General features: G+C 60.4%; 15 protein-coding genes and 1 tRNA gene. 1 reads left to right on the plus strand and 15 read right to left on the minus strand.

The genetic code is table 11. The annotated features are described in order from the left end of the window. Nucleotides 1-16: 16 nt before the first annotated feature. The 7 genes from NKI18_RS16735 to NKI18_RS16765 are packed head-to-tail and all read right to left on the minus strand — an operon-like array spanning nt 17 to nt 7,688. Nucleotides 17-769 carry an ATP-binding cassette domain-containing protein gene (locus NKI18_RS16735; RefSeq protein ID WP_352621954.1) on the minus strand — a complete coding sequence of 251 codons (753 nt, stop codon included), beginning with the start codon at nt 767-769 and terminating at the stop codon, nt 17-19. Between the two features lie 9 nt (nt 770-778). Further along, nucleotides 779-1,978: an alanine racemase gene (locus tag NKI18_RS16740; protein ID WP_352621952.1), complete on the minus strand. Its 1,200-nt coding sequence runs from the start codon at nt 1,976-1,978 to the stop codon at nt 779-781. Between the two features lie 12 nt (nt 1,979-1,990). Next, nucleotides 1,991-2,965 carry an ABC transporter permease gene (locus NKI18_RS16745; RefSeq protein WP_352621950.1) on the minus strand — a complete coding sequence of 325 codons (975 nt, stop codon included), beginning with the start codon at nt 2,963-2,965 and terminating at the stop codon, nt 1,991-1,993. Nucleotides 2,966-3,000: 35 nt separating this feature from the next. Next, on the minus strand, nt 3,001-4,062 hold the full coding sequence (locus tag NKI18_RS16750; protein WP_352621949.1) for a substrate-binding domain-containing protein: 1,062 nt from the start codon (nt 4,060-4,062) through the stop codon (nt 3,001-3,003). A gap of 60 nt (nt 4,063-4,122) precedes the next feature. Beyond that, a complete protein-coding gene (locus NKI18_RS16755; RefSeq protein ID WP_352621947.1) occupies nt 4,123-5,184 on the minus strand; it encodes a substrate-binding domain-containing protein in 1,062 nt (353 codons plus the stop codon). A 33-nt stretch (nt 5,185-5,217) separates the two neighbouring features. Further along, the gene (locus NKI18_RS16760; protein ID WP_352621945.1) at nt 5,218-6,477 is read right to left on the minus strand and encodes a M20 family metallopeptidase; all 1,260 of its coding nucleotides are present in this window, start codon (nt 6,475-6,477) and stop codon (nt 5,218-5,220) included. Beyond that, nucleotides 6,474-7,688, minus strand: coding sequence for an ROK family transcriptional regulator (locus NKI18_RS16765; protein WP_352621943.1), 1,215 nt, complete (start codon nt 7,686-7,688; stop codon nt 6,474-6,476). The genes NKI18_RS16760 and NKI18_RS16765 overlap by 4 nt, the downstream gene beginning before the upstream one ends. A gap of 218 nt (nt 7,689-7,906) precedes the next feature. On the opposite strand from NKI18_RS16765, the gene NKI18_RS16770 reads away from it, so the two are divergent. Further along, nucleotides 7,907-7,988, plus strand: a tRNA-Leu gene (locus tag NKI18_RS16770). A 193-nt stretch (nt 7,989-8,181) separates the two neighbouring features. On the opposite strand, the gene NKI18_RS16775 is transcribed toward NKI18_RS16770, so the two are convergent. The 8 genes from NKI18_RS16775 to NKI18_RS16810 form a co-directional block, all read right to left on the minus strand. Then, nucleotides 8,182-8,874, minus strand: coding sequence for an amino acid ABC transporter permease (locus NKI18_RS16775; protein WP_023679368.1), 693 nt, complete (start codon nt 8,872-8,874; stop codon nt 8,182-8,184). 20 nt (nt 8,875-8,894) lie between these two features. Then, nucleotides 8,895-9,611 carry an amino acid ABC transporter permease gene (locus tag NKI18_RS16780; protein ID WP_023679367.1) on the minus strand — a complete coding sequence of 239 codons (717 nt, stop codon included), beginning with the start codon at nt 9,609-9,611 and terminating at the stop codon, nt 8,895-8,897. A gap of 68 nt (nt 9,612-9,679) precedes the next feature. Beyond that, nucleotides 9,680-10,507 carry a transporter substrate-binding domain-containing protein gene (locus NKI18_RS16785; protein ID WP_353020058.1) on the minus strand — a complete coding sequence of 276 codons (828 nt, stop codon included), beginning with the start codon at nt 10,505-10,507 and terminating at the stop codon, nt 9,680-9,682. Nucleotides 10,508-10,530: 23 nt separating this feature from the next. Beyond that, nucleotides 10,531-11,271 carry an amino acid ABC transporter ATP-binding protein gene (locus NKI18_RS16790; RefSeq protein WP_023679366.1) on the minus strand — a complete coding sequence of 247 codons (741 nt, stop codon included), beginning with the start codon at nt 11,269-11,271 and terminating at the stop codon, nt 10,531-10,533. A 168-nt stretch (nt 11,272-11,439) separates the two neighbouring features. Continuing rightward, entirely contained in the window at nt 11,440-12,006 is a 567-nt protein-coding gene (locus NKI18_RS16795; protein ID WP_023679365.1) for a peroxidase-related enzyme, read from the minus strand. After that, the gene (locus NKI18_RS16800; protein WP_352622741.1) at nt 12,003-12,485 is read right to left on the minus strand and encodes a CMD domain-containing protein; all 483 of its coding nucleotides are present in this window, start codon (nt 12,483-12,485) and stop codon (nt 12,003-12,005) included. Before NKI18_RS16800 ends, NKI18_RS16795 begins: the two co-directional genes overlap by 4 nt. Continuing rightward, the gene (locus NKI18_RS16805) at nt 12,482-13,945 is read right to left on the minus strand and encodes an NAD(P)-binding domain-containing protein (protein ID WP_353020060.1); all 1,464 of its coding nucleotides are present in this window, start codon (nt 13,943-13,945) and stop codon (nt 12,482-12,484) included. The genes NKI18_RS16800 and NKI18_RS16805 overlap by 4 nt, the downstream gene beginning before the upstream one ends. Continuing rightward, the gene (locus NKI18_RS16810) at nt 13,942-14,913 is read right to left on the minus strand and encodes a LysR family transcriptional regulator (RefSeq protein ID WP_023679362.1); all 972 of its coding nucleotides are present in this window, start codon (nt 14,911-14,913) and stop codon (nt 13,942-13,944) included. The genes NKI18_RS16805 and NKI18_RS16810 overlap by 4 nt, the downstream gene beginning before the upstream one ends. Nucleotides 14,914-15,031: the final 118 nt, after the last annotated feature.

Here is a 15,031-nt window from a genome sequence, read left to right on the forward strand (position 1 = left end):
CCTCTGTCGGACCGGGCTAGTGCTGAAGCCCGGTGATCATGGCGACGATCTCGTTCTTGTCGGTCTCGCTGGTCCTGCGCACGCCTATCTGTTTGCCACGTCGCAGAACACAGATCCGATCTGAGAGCCTGAACACCTGGTCGAGGCTGTGGCTGATGATCAGCACGCCAATGTTGCGTTGCTTCAGCGACAGAACAATCGTCTCGACCTTGGCGGTCTCGGCAACGCCGAGCGCGGCGGTTGGCTCGTCGAGCAGGATCAGCTTGCTTGCCCAGTGCGTGGCGCGCGCGATCGCCACGCCCTGGCGTTGGCCGCCCGAGAGATCGCGGATGGTGGCGTGAGCCGAGGGGATGCGAACGTCGAGATCCTTCACCAGCTTTTCGGTGTCGTCGATCATCCGGCGTCGGTCGAGCAGGCCGAAGCGGTTCACCGGCTCGCGGCCAAGAAACATGTTCATGTAGACGGTCTGCTGATCGGCGAGCGCCAGGTCCTGATAGACCACCTCAATGCCGTGGGCGCGCGCCATGGTGGCGCTCGACATTGCCACCGCCTGCCCCTCGATGATGATCGTCCCGGATGTCGGAGCATGCACCCCCGTCACGATCTTGACCAGCGTCGACTTGCCGGCACCGTTATCGCCGACCAACGCCACTATCTCGCCGGGAAAGAGCTCGAGCGAGAAATTTTCGATGGCGGTGAGGCCGCCGAAATTCTTGCGGATGTCGCGCAGCTGCAAAACAGGGCCCGTGCCGGTCGTGGTCGCGTTCATCACTTGCTCCTAGACAGGCCAGGCAGCGGTTTCGCCAAAACCGTTTTCGATCGTTTCGACTTGGGGCGCCCCCTTTGAGACACCGGAGATGCCGACCACGTAGGCGCGGGTCACGAACGCCTGGCCGCGAAAGCCGAACACCGCCGTGTCGCCGGGGCGTGGAGCATTGGCGCCGCTAGCGTCAATCATTGCGTAATAGTCGATTGCCGCAGGCGGCGGCACCTCGACGCTTCTGAGCGCGGCGGCGGCCGTGGTGGGTTCTGCGGATACGATTGCCTTCACCTCATAGTCCGGAAAGATCGGATCGATATAGAAGCCGCCACCCAGGCAGTAGGCTTTGCCGCCAGACAAATGCGACACCTCGGTCAAATACAGAACGGCAGGGAGCTCCGGCAGATCCTCCATGACGTGCAGCGCGGTGGTGCCGGCCAAGCCATTGCCCGGTTCACATTGCGTGGCGCCGGCTTCGGCCAGCGCGCCAATCAGGACACTCGACGTCGTGCCGGGCGCGTTCACCTCTATGTTGCTGCGGCCGGACTTGGCGAGCGCTTCGGCAGCTCTGCCCAGTGTCGCCAGATTGTGTGTCGGCAGGACCGTTCGCGTGGTCTGGTCGAACAACAGCGCCGGGAAGGTGGTGATACCAGCGAACCGTGCGCCGTCGAGACCATCCAGTTTTTCGGCGACCGCGGCGATATCGGCCGCCTCAAAACCACCTTCGTGGCCGCGGTAGAAAACGTCACCATCGGCGCGGATGCGGGCAAGCAGGTTTTGCGTGTACCCGGCGAGCCTTGCGCCGGCAGCGGCTTCTTCAGCCTTGGTGTCGTTGAAGACGGTCCAATAGTCCGGCCTGAACGTTTTGGCCGCCGCATTGGCCTCGTGCCTTGCGATCTGCTGCAGGTGGCCAAGATGACCGAGCCTCAGGCCGGCTCTGTGCGTTGCCCGCGCGCAGGCCATGTCGACGGCAACGGCCTGATCGATGCCGCCACGCTTGAGCGCATGGCAGAACGAACTGGCGCGGCCGACCTGCTTGGTCATGGCGAAAATCTTCAGGCCGAACCGGTCGGCCTCGCGCTTCAGGACCCGAGCGTTGCTTTCGACGGCATCGAGGTCGAGCACATAGGAATTAGCCGGCAGCTTTCCTTCCTGGTGCAGGCGCGTGGCGCTTTCTATAAAGCTCGGATTGCGGCGCCGCAGAACATCGAGGAACATGACAAAACTCCTTCAACGTGACTTTTCGCGCAGCGATACGGCGACGGCCGCAAGAATGATCAAGCCGCGCACGATCATCTGGTCGGAGACGGACAGGCCCATCAGGATGAGGCCGTTGTTCAGCATGCCCATCATCAGCGAGCCGACCAGCGCACCGACAATCGATCCCTTGCCGCCGTTAAGCAGGGTTCCGCCGACAATGACGGCCGCTATCACCGTCATAAGGTCGGTTTCGCCGAGCGTATATTTCGCGGCCTGCAGGCGGCCGGCATAGAGCAGCCCGGCAAGGCCGGCGAGCCCGCCGCTTATGGTCAGAACGGCCAGCCTTATCTGCGCCACGCTGATGCCGGAAACACTGGCGGCACGGCTGTTGTCGCCGGTGGCCAGCACATGGGCGCCGAAGCGCGTCTCGCGAAAGATGAGATGCGCGATCGCAACGGCAATGACCGTCCACCAGATCAACGACGGAACACCCAGCAAAGAACCTGAGCCGAAGAAGCCGGTGAAGGCGTCGTTGGTGACCGGGATCGACCGCAAATCGGTCATCGAGCGAGATACGCCGGCAAACAGCCCGAGCGTCGCCAGCGTCACCAGGAATGAAGGCAACTTGACGTAAGCCACGAGGGCGCCGTTGAGCAGGCCGATCAGCAGGCCGGCGCCGAGGCCGGCCAGCACCCCGGCCAACAAGCCGTAGGCGTTTATCGCCACCGCGGCGGCAAGGGCTGCCACGGCAACGATCGAACCTATCGAAAGATCAATCTCGCCCGCCGACATGACAAAGACGAGGCCGATCGCCATGATCGTCACGGGTGCCGTCTGCAGCACGATGTTCGATAGATTGCGGACCGTCAGAAAACCGCTGTCCTTCAGTACGATCGCGAAGAACAGGAAGATTGCCAGAAATCCGAGATAGACGACATATTGCTGCAGGTTGAAGCGGCTGACCAAGCTCGCTGCCCGGCCGGGGCTGGTGTTGATACTCGACATTCTCACTTCCTCCGGCGGGGCGCCATTGTCTGCCGCTACTTCATGGCGGCCGCGACGGTCGCGGGCACGTCCTTGTTGAGGGACCGCTTCCACCCGTCCTCGACAGTGTCCTTGGTGACGGCGAGGGAATCGACCACGATGAACGGCGCGGCCTTCTTGCCGATCAACGAGGCGGCCGTGGCGCGTGCCAGCGTCACGCCGATGTCGTAGGCTTCGTCTGCGATGAGTGCCGCAACGTTGCCGCCTTTCACCATGTCCAATGCCGCCGGTTCGTTCAGGTCGAGCGTGACGATTTTGGTGTGGCTGTTGCCGGCCGCCCGCAATGTGGACAGCACGCTAAGCGCCGGCTCAGCCCAGGTAACGTAGATACCGTCGAGGTCTGGGTGCTGTGTGATCATCGCCTGCGCGATTTCCTCGCTGCGCGCGGGGTCGGCCATTCCGGCCTCGGCCACGATCTTCATGTCCGGATAGTCCTGCTCGATCATGTGCTTGAATGCTCCATCGCGCTGGTTGGTGACGTAGAAATCGGCATCGTGAAAGATGTAGCCGACCTTGCCCTGCTTGCCGAGCGCGTCGGCCATTGCGATCCCGGCCTTGTTGCCCATCTGGAAAAGGTCGTCCGAAACGATGGTCACATAGTCCTTGTCCTGAACGTAGCCTGCCGGCGAATTGTCGACGAATCCCAATTTCACGCCGGCCTGGCGCGCAGGATCATAGACGGTGGCCGCACTTGCGGGATCGACCGGTAGGGACAGTATGATCGAGGGCTTTTTGGCGAGTACTGTCTCGACGTCGGATTTCTGCCGGGCTGCATCAAAGCCAGCGTCGGTCTGAGCGACCACCCTGATGCCGAGCCGCTTCAACTCGTCCTGGGCGCCGCTGTTCACCGCGTTGGTGTATTCGCTCATCTCATGCCAGACCAGCGCGGCGGTGTATTTGCCGTCCTTGATCTGCTGCTCCTCAGCTGGTGTGAGCACGACGCTCTTTGCCGGCGTCGGCTTTTCCCCGTTCGGTCCCGTGGTGGTGCCCTCGGCTGCGAAGGCGTTGGCGGCGACGAGCGCTACCAGTGCCGACAACATTCCAATTGCTGTGCGCATGTCAGTTCCCCTTGCTTTTATGGTGTCGGCGGCCCTGATTGGCCGCCGGGCATTCGCCTGTCACTTGGCCGCGTCGAGCACCGATTGCGGCGCGTCGCGGTTCAACGAGTCCTTCCAGCCCTGCGCAACGTTCTGCTTGGTCACGGTAAGCGCCGGGGCAACGACGAAGGCCGGCGTCTCCTGGCCGAGCAGCGCCTTGACGCCGACAGCGGCCATGGCGCGACCGAGCTCATACGCCTTGTCGGCCACCAGTGCGGTCACGTTGCCGCCCTTGACCATATCGAGCGCAACCGGTTCGGCGAGGTCGAGCGTAACGATCTTGGTCTTGGTGTTTCCGCTTGCCCGCAAGGCCGACAGCACGCCGTCGGCCGGTTCGGCCCAGGTGACGTAGATGCCGTCAAGGTCGGGATGCTGCACGAGCATGGCGCTGGCCAGCTCTTCTGCCCGCGCCGGATCGGAGATTCCCTGCTCGGCGACGATCTTGATACCGGGATAATCCTTCTCGATCGTTGTCTTGAAAGCCTGGTCGCGCTGGTTCGTCACATAGTAACTGGCGTCGTGGAAGATGTAGCCGACCTTGCCCTTGCCATCGAGCGCCTTGGCCAGTGCATCGGCCGCCTGCTTGCCCATCTGGAACAGGTCGTCAGTGACGATGGCGGCATAGTCGGTTCCGTGCTTGTAGCCTTTCGGCAGATTGGAAAGGAATACCAGCTTGGTGCCGTCGGTGAGCGCCTGACGGAACGCCTCGGCCGAAGTGACCGGATCGAGGGGCAGCGACAGGATGACGTTTGGCTTCGCCGCGAGCGCGGTTTCGATGTCGCTGCGCTGGCGCGCGGCGTCAAAGCCCGCGTCGGTGGTGGCGACGATTTGAATGCCGGCACGGGCAAATTCATCCTTGGCACCGGACGTGACCGCATTGGTGAAGTCTGAGGAGGTGTGCCACAGCAGCGCGGCCTTGTAGCCCTTCTCCTTTACTGCGGCCAGGTCTGCGTCCGACAATCTAACCTCGGCGCTGGGTGTCGCCGTCTCGCCGCTTGGTCCCACTGTCTGTGCGCCGGCTCCGCCGGCCAACAGCATAAGGCTGCCTGCAAGTGCTGTAGCAACAAGTCTGTCTATCAGCATGGTAGTTCTCCCATTTTCGCTCTCAGTTGTCCTTCATTCCGTAACGCCGCAATACTCCACCATGAACCGGGCGAAGCCTACGACGCCCGCCAGATATTCCTCGACATCGACGTGTTCGTCGAAGGTGTGGCAGTTGCGAATGTCGCCTGGCGCGCAGTACACGGCGGGGATGCCGAGCCGGTTGGTGAAAAATGATGACTCTGACCAGAATGGCGCGCCTTCGATGGTGCCGCGACCAGCCATCGATCGGGCCATGGCGGCAGCAAGAGCGCCGACCTCCGGCCTGTCAGGTGCAATCTCGGCGGCGTTACCCCCGAGCGGATGATCGCGGCCTGCCGGATAGGCGAACGCCAATATGATTTCGGGATCGGTGATGGCGCCGCGCACCACTGCCTCGATTTCGGCGGCGGCCTCGTCCAGCGACTCGCCGGGCAACAGCTTGCGGATCAGCGACAACGTGCAGCGTTCGGGCACCGCGATGTAGCCTCCGCCCGCAAGCCCGGTGATCAGCAGGAAGCCACGCCCAATCAGCGGGTGCTCGGCTCTTGTTGCAACATCTTCCGAATGCTTCCACAGCGCGCTCATGACGGCGTGGCTTGCACGCAAGGCATCCTTGCCGAGTTCGGGTACGCCGAAATAGGCCGATCGTCCGGTGATGGTGATGTCGGTAATGAAGAAGCCAATTTGGGCCGGATAAACCGAAAGGCGGGTAGGCTCCACATAGACGACGAAATCGGGCGCCAAGACTTCGCCTCTCTCAATGCGGCCGACGAAGTCCTTGATGCCGGCGGAAACGCCGGTTCCAGGCTGGCCGCTCTCCTCGTCGCCGACGAAGGCAAAGGCAACGTCGCTGGCCAGTTGGATGTCGGCTGTGTCGAGCAGAGAGAGTGCCGACAGCGCGGAGCAGATGCCGGCCTTGAGGTCGCCGGCGCCGCGGCCCCAGATCTGTCCGTCGACCATTGGCGCGGCAAACGGATCCTGCATGGCGGTACCAGCCCAGTGCTCGCGCCAGCCCTCGACATGAACCGTATCGGTGTGGCCGATGAAGAGCAGCCGCTTGCCCGCGCCGGCACCTTTGCGCTCACCCCAGACATTGGGCCGGCCGGGCGCGAATTCCGCACGCCGAATTTCGCTCAAGCCAAGCACGCGCATCCGGTCTTCAAGGAAGGCGACAAAGTTTTCTTCGTGACCGGTTATGCTTTCGCGGCCGATTGCCCCCTGCAGAAACTCCACCGCTGCGTCGCAATCGAGGGCGGCGCGCAAGCGGGCGGTGATGTCCTTTGAGGCGGTCATAGCGTGGCCTCGCGCAGCACGGCCGAACTGGCTGGGGGAAGCGAAATGCGTCCGTCGGGCGCGTCGACGCCGAACAGTGTGTTGTGCAACTGGCCGAGCCCGATGGCGGCAGCGCCGATGAGCGCTGCCCGCGACCCGAGTTCGCTGGCCTCAACGGCGATAGGATAGGGGAAGCAGCGCGGCAGCAGGTCCCTAACGCGCAACAGGATTTCCGGCCGCAGCCCGATCGAGCCGCCCAGGACGACCTTTTGCGGATTGGCAATTGCCGCTATGGCCACAATGCCTTGCGCGAGGTAGCGCGCGGTTTCGTCGAGCACCGTCGCGGCATGCCTGTCTCCGGCCAATGCACTGTGGAAAATCGTCGGCACGTTGACGATGTTGCCCGTCAGCGCTGCGTAGCGTTCAACCATGGCGTTGGTTGCGACCACGCGCTCGAAAGCGCCGGCGCACAACGATGTCGGCGCGAAAGGATCGGCGCCAATCGGCAAAAAGCCCATCTCGCCGGCTGCATTGCTGGCGCCCCGCACCAGATTGCCTCCAACCATGAGGCCGCTGCCGATACCGGTACCCAGCGCTATGAAGGCGAGATTGTCGATACCGCGGCCGCACCCCTGCCAGTTCTCGCCGAGCACCGCCAGGTTGACATCGTTCTCGATCACCACATGAAACCCAAATGCGTTCTCGAAAGCTCGAACGACATTCATCGTGCCAAAGCCGGCAATATTCGGGGCAAGCAGGACGCGGCCCGTCTTCTTGTCGGGTGCACCCGGAACACCAATCACCGCCAGCCTTATCTTTGTGCGCGAGATTCGGTGCCTCTCGGCCGCCTGAAGCGCTAGGTCCACGATCTGGTCGACGATGAACTGTCCGCCCCGAGGATCGGTCGGCGCCGTTTCCTCCGCGAATATCTGGCAGGCAAGATCGGTGAGGGCGACCCGGACTTTGGCGCCGCCGAGGTCGACAGCCGCGATGTAGGCCGCGTCAAATACGAGTTCGTAAGTGACAGCCGTGCGTCCGACATGTCCGCGCGTGCGCCCTGTCTCCTGCACCCAGCCTTCCTGCTCGAGTGTCCTGACGATCTCGGAGATTGTCTGCTTGGACAAGCCGGTCTGCTTTGCGATTGAAGCGCGCGAGATCGGCCCGCCTTGCACGATCGCCTCCATGACGGAGCGCTGCGAGAACTGACGAGAAATGCGCGGCAAGTCGTTCAACAGCAGCTCCGATTAATTCGTTCTATGACCGAACTTAATAATCATTTTGGACGGCCGTCAACTGGCCGCTCAAAATCAGGATGCGTCTAGCTTCAGCACGCAGGGCAATAGGATTAGAGTTCAATAGGTTAGGAGTTGACGGCCGCCTAATTCTCAAACTGCCACTTTCTACCTAGGTGCAGTATGAGAGCGTTAAGAGGTCAATGAGATAGCACCTTGCGGGTGTGGTGAAACTGCTAGACGCGCAGGATTCAAAATCCAGTTCCGAAAGGAGTGTCGGTTCGATTCCGACCACCCGTCCGAGCATGCACATCGTAGCGTCGTCGGGCGGGATGGTGATGGCGGAGGACCGCTATCCACGGAATCGCGTCAAATCACCAGTACCTACATCGGCTATTTGAGGTTCGCCTCAAGCTTTTCATCCCCAAAAGAATTGCCTCCCAGGGGCGGCTCGATATCCGAAGCTTGGCTATCCTGTGCCACATGCTTGCCCTCACGTCCGCACCCTAAGGGCTTGCTCCAGTCTGTCGGCGATCTGTGTGACGATATAGGCAATCACCATGTAGATCACGACGGCAATCACGAACGCTTCGAGGTAGTAGTAATTCAGCGCGGCGGTCAACTGGGACTGGGCGAAGATGTCGACAACCTCGATGGCGAACCCGAGGGAAAGCGCCTTCATGATCACCATCATCGAGGTTGTCAGGTCTGGAATTGCGGTGAGGGCCACCTGGGGAAATAGGATCCGTCGGAACAGTTGGCCGCTTGTATAGCCCAGCGAATGGGCGGCGTCCGACTGACCGGTATCGAAGGCGTTGAGGGCTCCTTTGATGATCTCCGCTTGGAACGCCGCAACACAACCGGTGACTGCAATGACAAGGATTACCCAGTTGGGCGTTTCGTGGGCGTTGAAGTTGATCCCGAGCAACGAGAGCAGGAACTGGAGTGCCGGGGGCAGACCGAAATAGGCGAGGAAAATCACGATCACCATCGGAACGCCCTTGAAGACGACCTTGTAGGCCATGATGAGCTCTCGCAGCACGGGGATCCGCCTATGTTCGACGAGCGCAAAAAGGCTGCCGACGATCGTCGACAGGACGAAAATCGTGAACGCCATGGCAAGCGTTACGGGTACGGCGCCCAGAATTTCCCGCGAGTCTTGGAGCAAAATGTCGGTATCAAACATGGTCGAATACCCTCGTTACGTCACACGCTCGCGACGGCCGCGTTCTTGATCTGAGCTGTTGTCGTTGTCTCTGGCGCTTGCATCGGGGAGCGGAGCTCGAAGAAGCGCACGACGAGCCACGCGACAAGGCACATCAGCGAATAGATAACCGCCAGCACGAGGTACGTTTCGAACTGGTACTGGTTATAGTCGCGCTCCATGATCAAGTGCGCGGTCGCCATCACGTCCGCAGCCCCGATGTACATGACCAGCGCAACGTTATGGATCAGGTAGATGATGGAGTTTCCATAGCCCGGCAATGCGAAGTGCACCGCTTGCGGGCCAACGACGCGGGTGATTTTCTGGCGGAAGGTATATCCCAGACTGTCGGCCGCATCATGCTGGCCGCGATCGACGGCCAGGTATGCAGGTCGCATGACTTCCGACAGATACCCTCCATGATAGAGGCTCAGCCCCACCATCGCAGCGATCGTTGCAGAAATAAAATCCTTGGCGCCGAACAGGATCACCAACAAGGGCAGCCCATAGAACGCGACGAACAACTGCAGGACGACGGGAACACTCCGGGCATAGGACACGTAGAGGTCAGTCAGATGACTGATTACCGGTATCCTCCGAACCCGGAGTGTTGTCGCGACGAGAGCCAAGCAAAAGCCGACGACCATGGCCGTAAAGGTAATGGCGAGCGTCAGCGGCAACGCCGAGAGCAGCTCGGGAATCATAGCAGAAACATCCACTTTGAAACGCTCCTTCTTTCAATTCAGCCTTACCGCTGGCTATCGCTATAGTGTGGCGAAAGGTCCTGTTACTTCATGTATTTGACGATGTCCTCGCCGAACCATTTCTGCGAGAGTTTTTCGATCGTGCCATCGTCTTTTAATTCCTTGAGAACCTTGTTCACGTCGTCGGCTAAAACCTTGTTTTCGTCCGACCTGTGAATCAGCATGTAGGTGTTGTTGCTGAAGACCGGATCGGACGCCACAATATCGAGCTTCTTTTCCTCGATGACGGTCTGCTCACCGAGATTAGACGGCAAGACAAGCGCGTCGAATTTGCCATACTGAACTTCGTCCAGGCGGTTCGGATAGGGAATACCGGCGCTAGATGCCGTTACTTCAAGCTTGTATTGTGGATTTTCTTTTTGCCAATTCATGATGAACTTGTATGTTCCACCGCCGGCCGTGGTCGGAACGATCCTCTTGCCGACCAAGTCCTTCATTTCCTTTATGCCGCTGCCTTTTTTGCTGTAGATCTTCATCAGGCTGGCGCCCATGGGGTTTTCCGGAATGAAGAACTGCTTGGCGCGCTCAGGCGACTTGTAGTAGCCACCGACCGCGATGTCGTACTTGCCCGTGGCGAGGCCGGTTTCCTGCGCGATATCCGAAACACCTTCCATCTCAAACTTGTACTGCGGGAGCTTTGCGTTGATCGCTCTCAGAAGATCGGGCTCATAGCCTTGCGGCTCGACGCCGATCGCGCCCCATGCCAGCGGCTTGGATTCGGCAGACGTCGCGATCTTGATCGTGCGAACGGTCTGACCATAGCTGATCCCTGCGGTTGCAAGGGCAATTGCGATGCTGCCAGCGACAGCCAAGGCATAGCGACGGGAAAAATTGGATTTGATAGCAGACATTTCTTGGTTCCCTTCTTGTTGGACTATTGAAATGCGAGTTCTGACTGCAGGAATTGAGCAAGTCTTGGGCTGGAAGGTGCATCGAAGATCTCAGCCGGACTGCCATCGGCGGCAACGACGCCCCGATCCATGAAGACGATGCGGTTTGAGATGCTTTTTGCAAATTGCATCTCGTGGGTCACAAGCAGCGAAGTGATGCCAGAGGACGTGACGTCTCTAATCACCTTCAGAACTTCGCCAACAAGTTCAGGATCCAGCGATGACGTGGGCTCATCGAAGAGGATCACATCCGGACGAACTGCCAACGCACGTGCAATACCGGTACGCTGGAGCTGACCGCCCGAGAGCTGGGATGGGTAGCTGTCTCGCTTCGAGGAGAGGCCAACCCGCTCAAGCTCCCGTTGGGCGATTTCCTGCGCTTCTTCCCTGGATTTGCGCTGCACCACAACGAGCGGATCCATAACGTTCTGAATCACCGTCATGTTCTTGAAGACGTTGAACTGCTGGAAGACCATGGCTGTTCGCAACCGTATCGCCTGGACCGCGGTCTTGTCGGCATGCTGGTAATCCATCTGGATTTGATCGAACCCGATGGTCCCGGATGACGGCTTGGCCAGGTAGTTGATGCACTTCAGCAGCGTGGTCTTACCGGTGCCGCTAGGCCCGATAATCGACACCACATCTCCGCGTTTCACCGAAAGATTAACGCCGTTCAGGACCTGCGTGCTTCCGTAGGACAGTTTTATATCTTTGAGTTCGAGCATTTCTGATTGGTGTCCTTCATTTCCTAGAGGAGGGACAAACAGCCAGAACAGCTGAATGATTGCGGAGCAGCCAAGAACTCATCTGCATTGGTTCCCTCTTATCCTTATGAGCCACCAGTTCAGCTGGCTCTGATTGGAGACGCCTGGGCGTGGTGATGATACGCAATGTCATTTCCCGGTCTCCGCATGGCCGAGAACGTGCATCAGCCGGTTTGCCCAGCCGAAGATCGAGATGGCGTGGATAAGGTCGATGATCTCGGCATCATTCATGCCGACGGATCGCAGCGTGGCGATATCGTCTGCGGTCGCTTCCGAAGGCGCCGCCGACAGCCGGCGGGCAAAGCTGTAGATTGCCGCATCGCGCGGCCCAAGCTTTTCGGGTTCGTCGAGGTACAGCGCGGTGACCACATCGTCGCTCTTGGTCAACTCCGCATGTCGGCGGGCGTGAACAACGGCACAGAATTTGCAACCATTGACCATCGAGGCGCCCAAGGCGCCAAGCTCGCGATCGGGACGGGCGAGCCCACCCTCGACGTACATGATCGCGTTGAACAAGATGGTGCGGGCAAGATAGCTTTCCGGATCATGCACAAGGGTCCGTACATATTCCGAAACTTTCTTGGCGGAGGGTGTAACCTTCATCGCATTGAGCTGTTCCGGCGTGGCCTCGGATAGCTCGACCGGCGCGATGTATGGCTGCCAGTTCAGCGGCTTCAGGCGCACCGAGGAAATCATGCCGACCTCATCAGTCTTAAGCCCGTCGCCACCCGCGTCTGGAAGTTGATGAAGGCAATCAGTTCGGAGAGCGCGACGATCTGCGGATTGTTCAACCCGGCTTTGGCGAGCAGGGCGATGTGGCTCGCCTCCGCCCTTTTCGGTGTCAGCGTGATCAGGTCGACATGCCTGGCGATGGTCGCCAACGGTTCCTCCAGATCCTTTTCCCCGCGGGCCAAGGCCAGAAGCTGCTCCGTCGAACCAAGCTGAGCCAGTTGCACATCATATTCGGCCATCAGGACTGGATCAGCATTCAGAGCGGCCATGCGATGGGCCAGAGCAACCCTCAAATTCGGCGCTAGCCCCTGATCGTTTGCCGGCTGTAGGACTGAGAGGCGACATTCCTCCGCCCCTTGAACGAATTCGGGCCGAAACCGACGCGCGGTGAAAAGAGCATCGTCCGGGGAAATCCCCGCGGCCTTATCCATGGCGTCGATCACAGTGCGGCCTCCTTATGCAACGTTGAATCGACCCATTCGTCCCCCAGAAGTTCCGGGATGTCGTAAGCGATCAGATTGGCGAAGTGGGTTTCGACATCTTCGGCAAACAGCGATGCGGCAATGCCGCGGACCAGACGGTCGGCCCCGGCGCTGACGGCTGGGATGTCGCCGGAGACCTTGCCGTGGGTCAGCATGGCGGCGTCGTTGAAGCAGTGGATATGCGCCAGCATCGGGCAGGAGCCGGGGACGCGTTCGCGAAACTCGAAGGCGGGACCGAGATCCGGCGCGTCCGACATGCCTGCACGAGCCTGCCCCATATCCGGCCTATATCGGCCATCCGACCAGGTGCGGATATGTGGGGCGATCGCCGCAAATTCCGGGCGGCCGCTGAAGTCATTTGAAAAGCCGGTTGCCGCGATCAGGAAGTCGTAGCGAATCGGCCCCTGCGTGGTTTCCACCAGCAGGGTCCCTGCCTCCTCCTTCACCGCAACTATGCCGCAGTCAAGAAGGAACCGAGCATTGGGGTGGCGAGACACGCGGAGTGTCGATGAACGCGGCGGCGGTGTCTGGGTCGAGGCGGTATAATCGAAGAATTTCCACTTCCAGGCATCGGGCAAGTGATGCATGCCGAGTACAACACCCGGGCTGCCAATGCCGGTCAGCTTGTTAATGCGCGGCATTTCCTTGCGCCGGATCAACATGTCAACAGAGCCGACTCCCGCCTCGAGTGCCGTTGCGGCATTATCCATGGAAGAGGCACCGGCACCGATCACCGCCACGCGCTTGCCTTTCAGCGCATCGAAATCGATGTCGTCGGCAGAATGGGCCCAATAGGCACGATCGATGCCGCTGAGGAAATCGGGCACGGCAAAACCGCCCAAACCGGACCGACCGGTGGCCAGAACGAGACGACGGGTGAGGACCTGGCCGGTTTCCGCGCCCTCGACATCGATCGCAATCAGATCTCCAACGGGTGCCAGTCCGGTCATGCGCACGCTGTTGCGCACCGGCAGACCGAGAACCTTGCGGTACCAGACCAGGTAGTCCATCCACTGGCCCTTGGGGATTTTGTCCAGCGACCGCCAGGCCTCAACGCCCCATTGCGCCGTGAACCAGGCGCGGAACGTCAATTGCGGCAGGCCAAGCGACGGACCGTGCAGGGTTTTCGGCGACCGGAGCGTTTGCATGCGGGCAAACGTTACCCATGGTCCTTCGAGCCCGGCCCTAGCCGCATCATAGGCCACGACATTGGTTATCCCGGTCAGTACCAGCTTTGCCGTGGCAGCAAGTCCGCACATGCCGGCGCCGATCACCACGACATCACGGACCGGCACGCCATCGCGCGAACGCGCGGGAACCCATGGCTTGGCGGGCAGTTCGAGAAAGTCGAGATCCTGCGCGAACTGTGCTTCGAGCGCAGCAAGACCTGTCGACGTTGGCGCGGCGGGGGTATGCTTCATATTCCCGTTCCGTGATTTGTGCCGGATGCAGGATCGTTCACCAATTGGCCAGCGAGGGTCGGATCTAGTTTCTTGAAGCCGACGATCGACCGTTCAGCCACCGCCTCGACCGCATCCATCAACGCCTGCGCGACTGGACGGAGGGGGCGTTTCTCGGCAGCCACAACGCCCCAATAGAAAAGAACGGTCACGTCGATCGGGCGAATGACGACCCCAGGCAGGGCCACGCCATAGGCGGTGAGAGGATCGATGACAGCCGCAACGCCAGTCCGCCGAACGATCTGCAACGCGCCATATGCTGTATTCGTCCGGATCACTGGCCCGGTGTCGATGCCCCTGGCCGCCAATGCCTTGGAGACATGCAACTGGAAACGTAGGGGGTTGAGCAATGTGGCGACGCGGCGACCGGCAAAAGCGGAAAGCGGTATGACGTCAAGTTCAGCCAGCGGATCGTCCTCCCGCACGGCAGCAACATCAGGCGCCGAATAGAGCCTCAGGACATCCAGACCGGGCGTATCGAGCGGCAGGCTCGAAAACCCGATCTCGGCACGTCCGCTGCGCACTTCCTGCGCGACGATCGAGGGGAGAAACTGCCCGAGATGCGTCTCGTCTGGAAGCTCGACACCGTTGAGCTCGGCCATAGCCGTCGGGATCAAGCCAGTTCCGATCGCAGAGGTCGCAACGATTTGCAGAATCCGACCTTTGCCGGCGGCAATCATCTTGGCCCGCGCCGCTAGCTCGGTGAAGGACATCAGCAAGCGCCGCGCCTCCTCCTCGAAGGCCACACCCTCCTCGGACAACTGCACCCGCCGACCGACACGGTGCAGCAATTCGAAGCCGAGCTCCGCCTCGAGATCCTGAATGGTGCGTGTCACCGAAGGCTGGGAACACCCGAGCATCTCGGCAGCCTTGGTGATGCTGCCACTGGCAGCAACAGCAAGAAAGGCCTGTAGATCTCGTGTTTCCATTTACGCCTACATGCGCGTTGTGTATGAACAAGATCGTCTCATGCGGATTTGATATATGTCAAGGCGGAAATAATATGGCCGGAGACGCCTCGGTGATTCGCCGTACGGAATGATTCGC

Origin of the sequence: Mesorhizobium sp. M0800, from assembly GCF_040320095.1 — a bacterium.
Lineage (GTDB): Bacteria > Pseudomonadota > Alphaproteobacteria > Rhizobiales > Rhizobiaceae > Mesorhizobium.

Coding starts and splice junctions, on each gene's coding strand:
- NKI18_RS16755 (WP_352621947.1), bottom strand. CDS start 5,184: ATGCTGATAGACAGACTTGTTGCTACAGCACTTGCAGGCAGCCTTATG.
- NKI18_RS16795 (WP_023679365.1), bottom strand. CDS start 12,006: ATGATTTCCTCGGTGCGCCTGAAGCCGCTGAACTGGCAGCCATACATC.
- NKI18_RS16785 (WP_353020058.1), bottom strand. CDS start 10,507: ATGTCTGCTATCAAATCCAATTTTTCCCGTCGCTATGCCTTGGCTGTC.
- NKI18_RS16735 (WP_352621954.1), bottom strand. CDS start 769: ATGAACGCGACCACGACCGGCACGGGCCCTGTTTTGCAGCTGCGCGAC.
- NKI18_RS16790 (WP_023679366.1), bottom strand. CDS start 11,271: ATGCTCGAACTCAAAGATATAAAACTGTCCTACGGAAGCACGCAGGTC.
- NKI18_RS16775 (WP_023679368.1), bottom strand. CDS start 8,874: ATGTTTGATACCGACATTTTGCTCCAAGACTCGCGGGAAATTCTGGGC.
- NKI18_RS16740 (WP_352621952.1), bottom strand. CDS start 1,978: ATGTTCCTCGATGTTCTGCGGCGCCGCAATCCGAGCTTTATAGAAAGC.
- NKI18_RS16745 (WP_352621950.1), bottom strand. CDS start 2,965: ATGTCGAGTATCAACACCAGCCCCGGCCGGGCAGCGAGCTTGGTCAGC.
- NKI18_RS16750 (WP_352621949.1), bottom strand. CDS start 4,062: ATGCGCACAGCAATTGGAATGTTGTCGGCACTGGTAGCGCTCGTCGCC.
- NKI18_RS16805 (WP_353020060.1), bottom strand. CDS start 13,945: ATGAAGCATACCCCCGCCGCGCCAACGTCGACAGGTCTTGCTGCGCTC.
- NKI18_RS16760 (WP_352621945.1), bottom strand. CDS start 6,477: ATGACCGCCTCAAAGGACATCACCGCCCGCTTGCGCGCCGCCCTCGAT.
- NKI18_RS16810 (WP_023679362.1), bottom strand. CDS start 14,913: ATGGAAACACGAGATCTACAGGCCTTTCTTGCTGTTGCTGCCAGTGGC.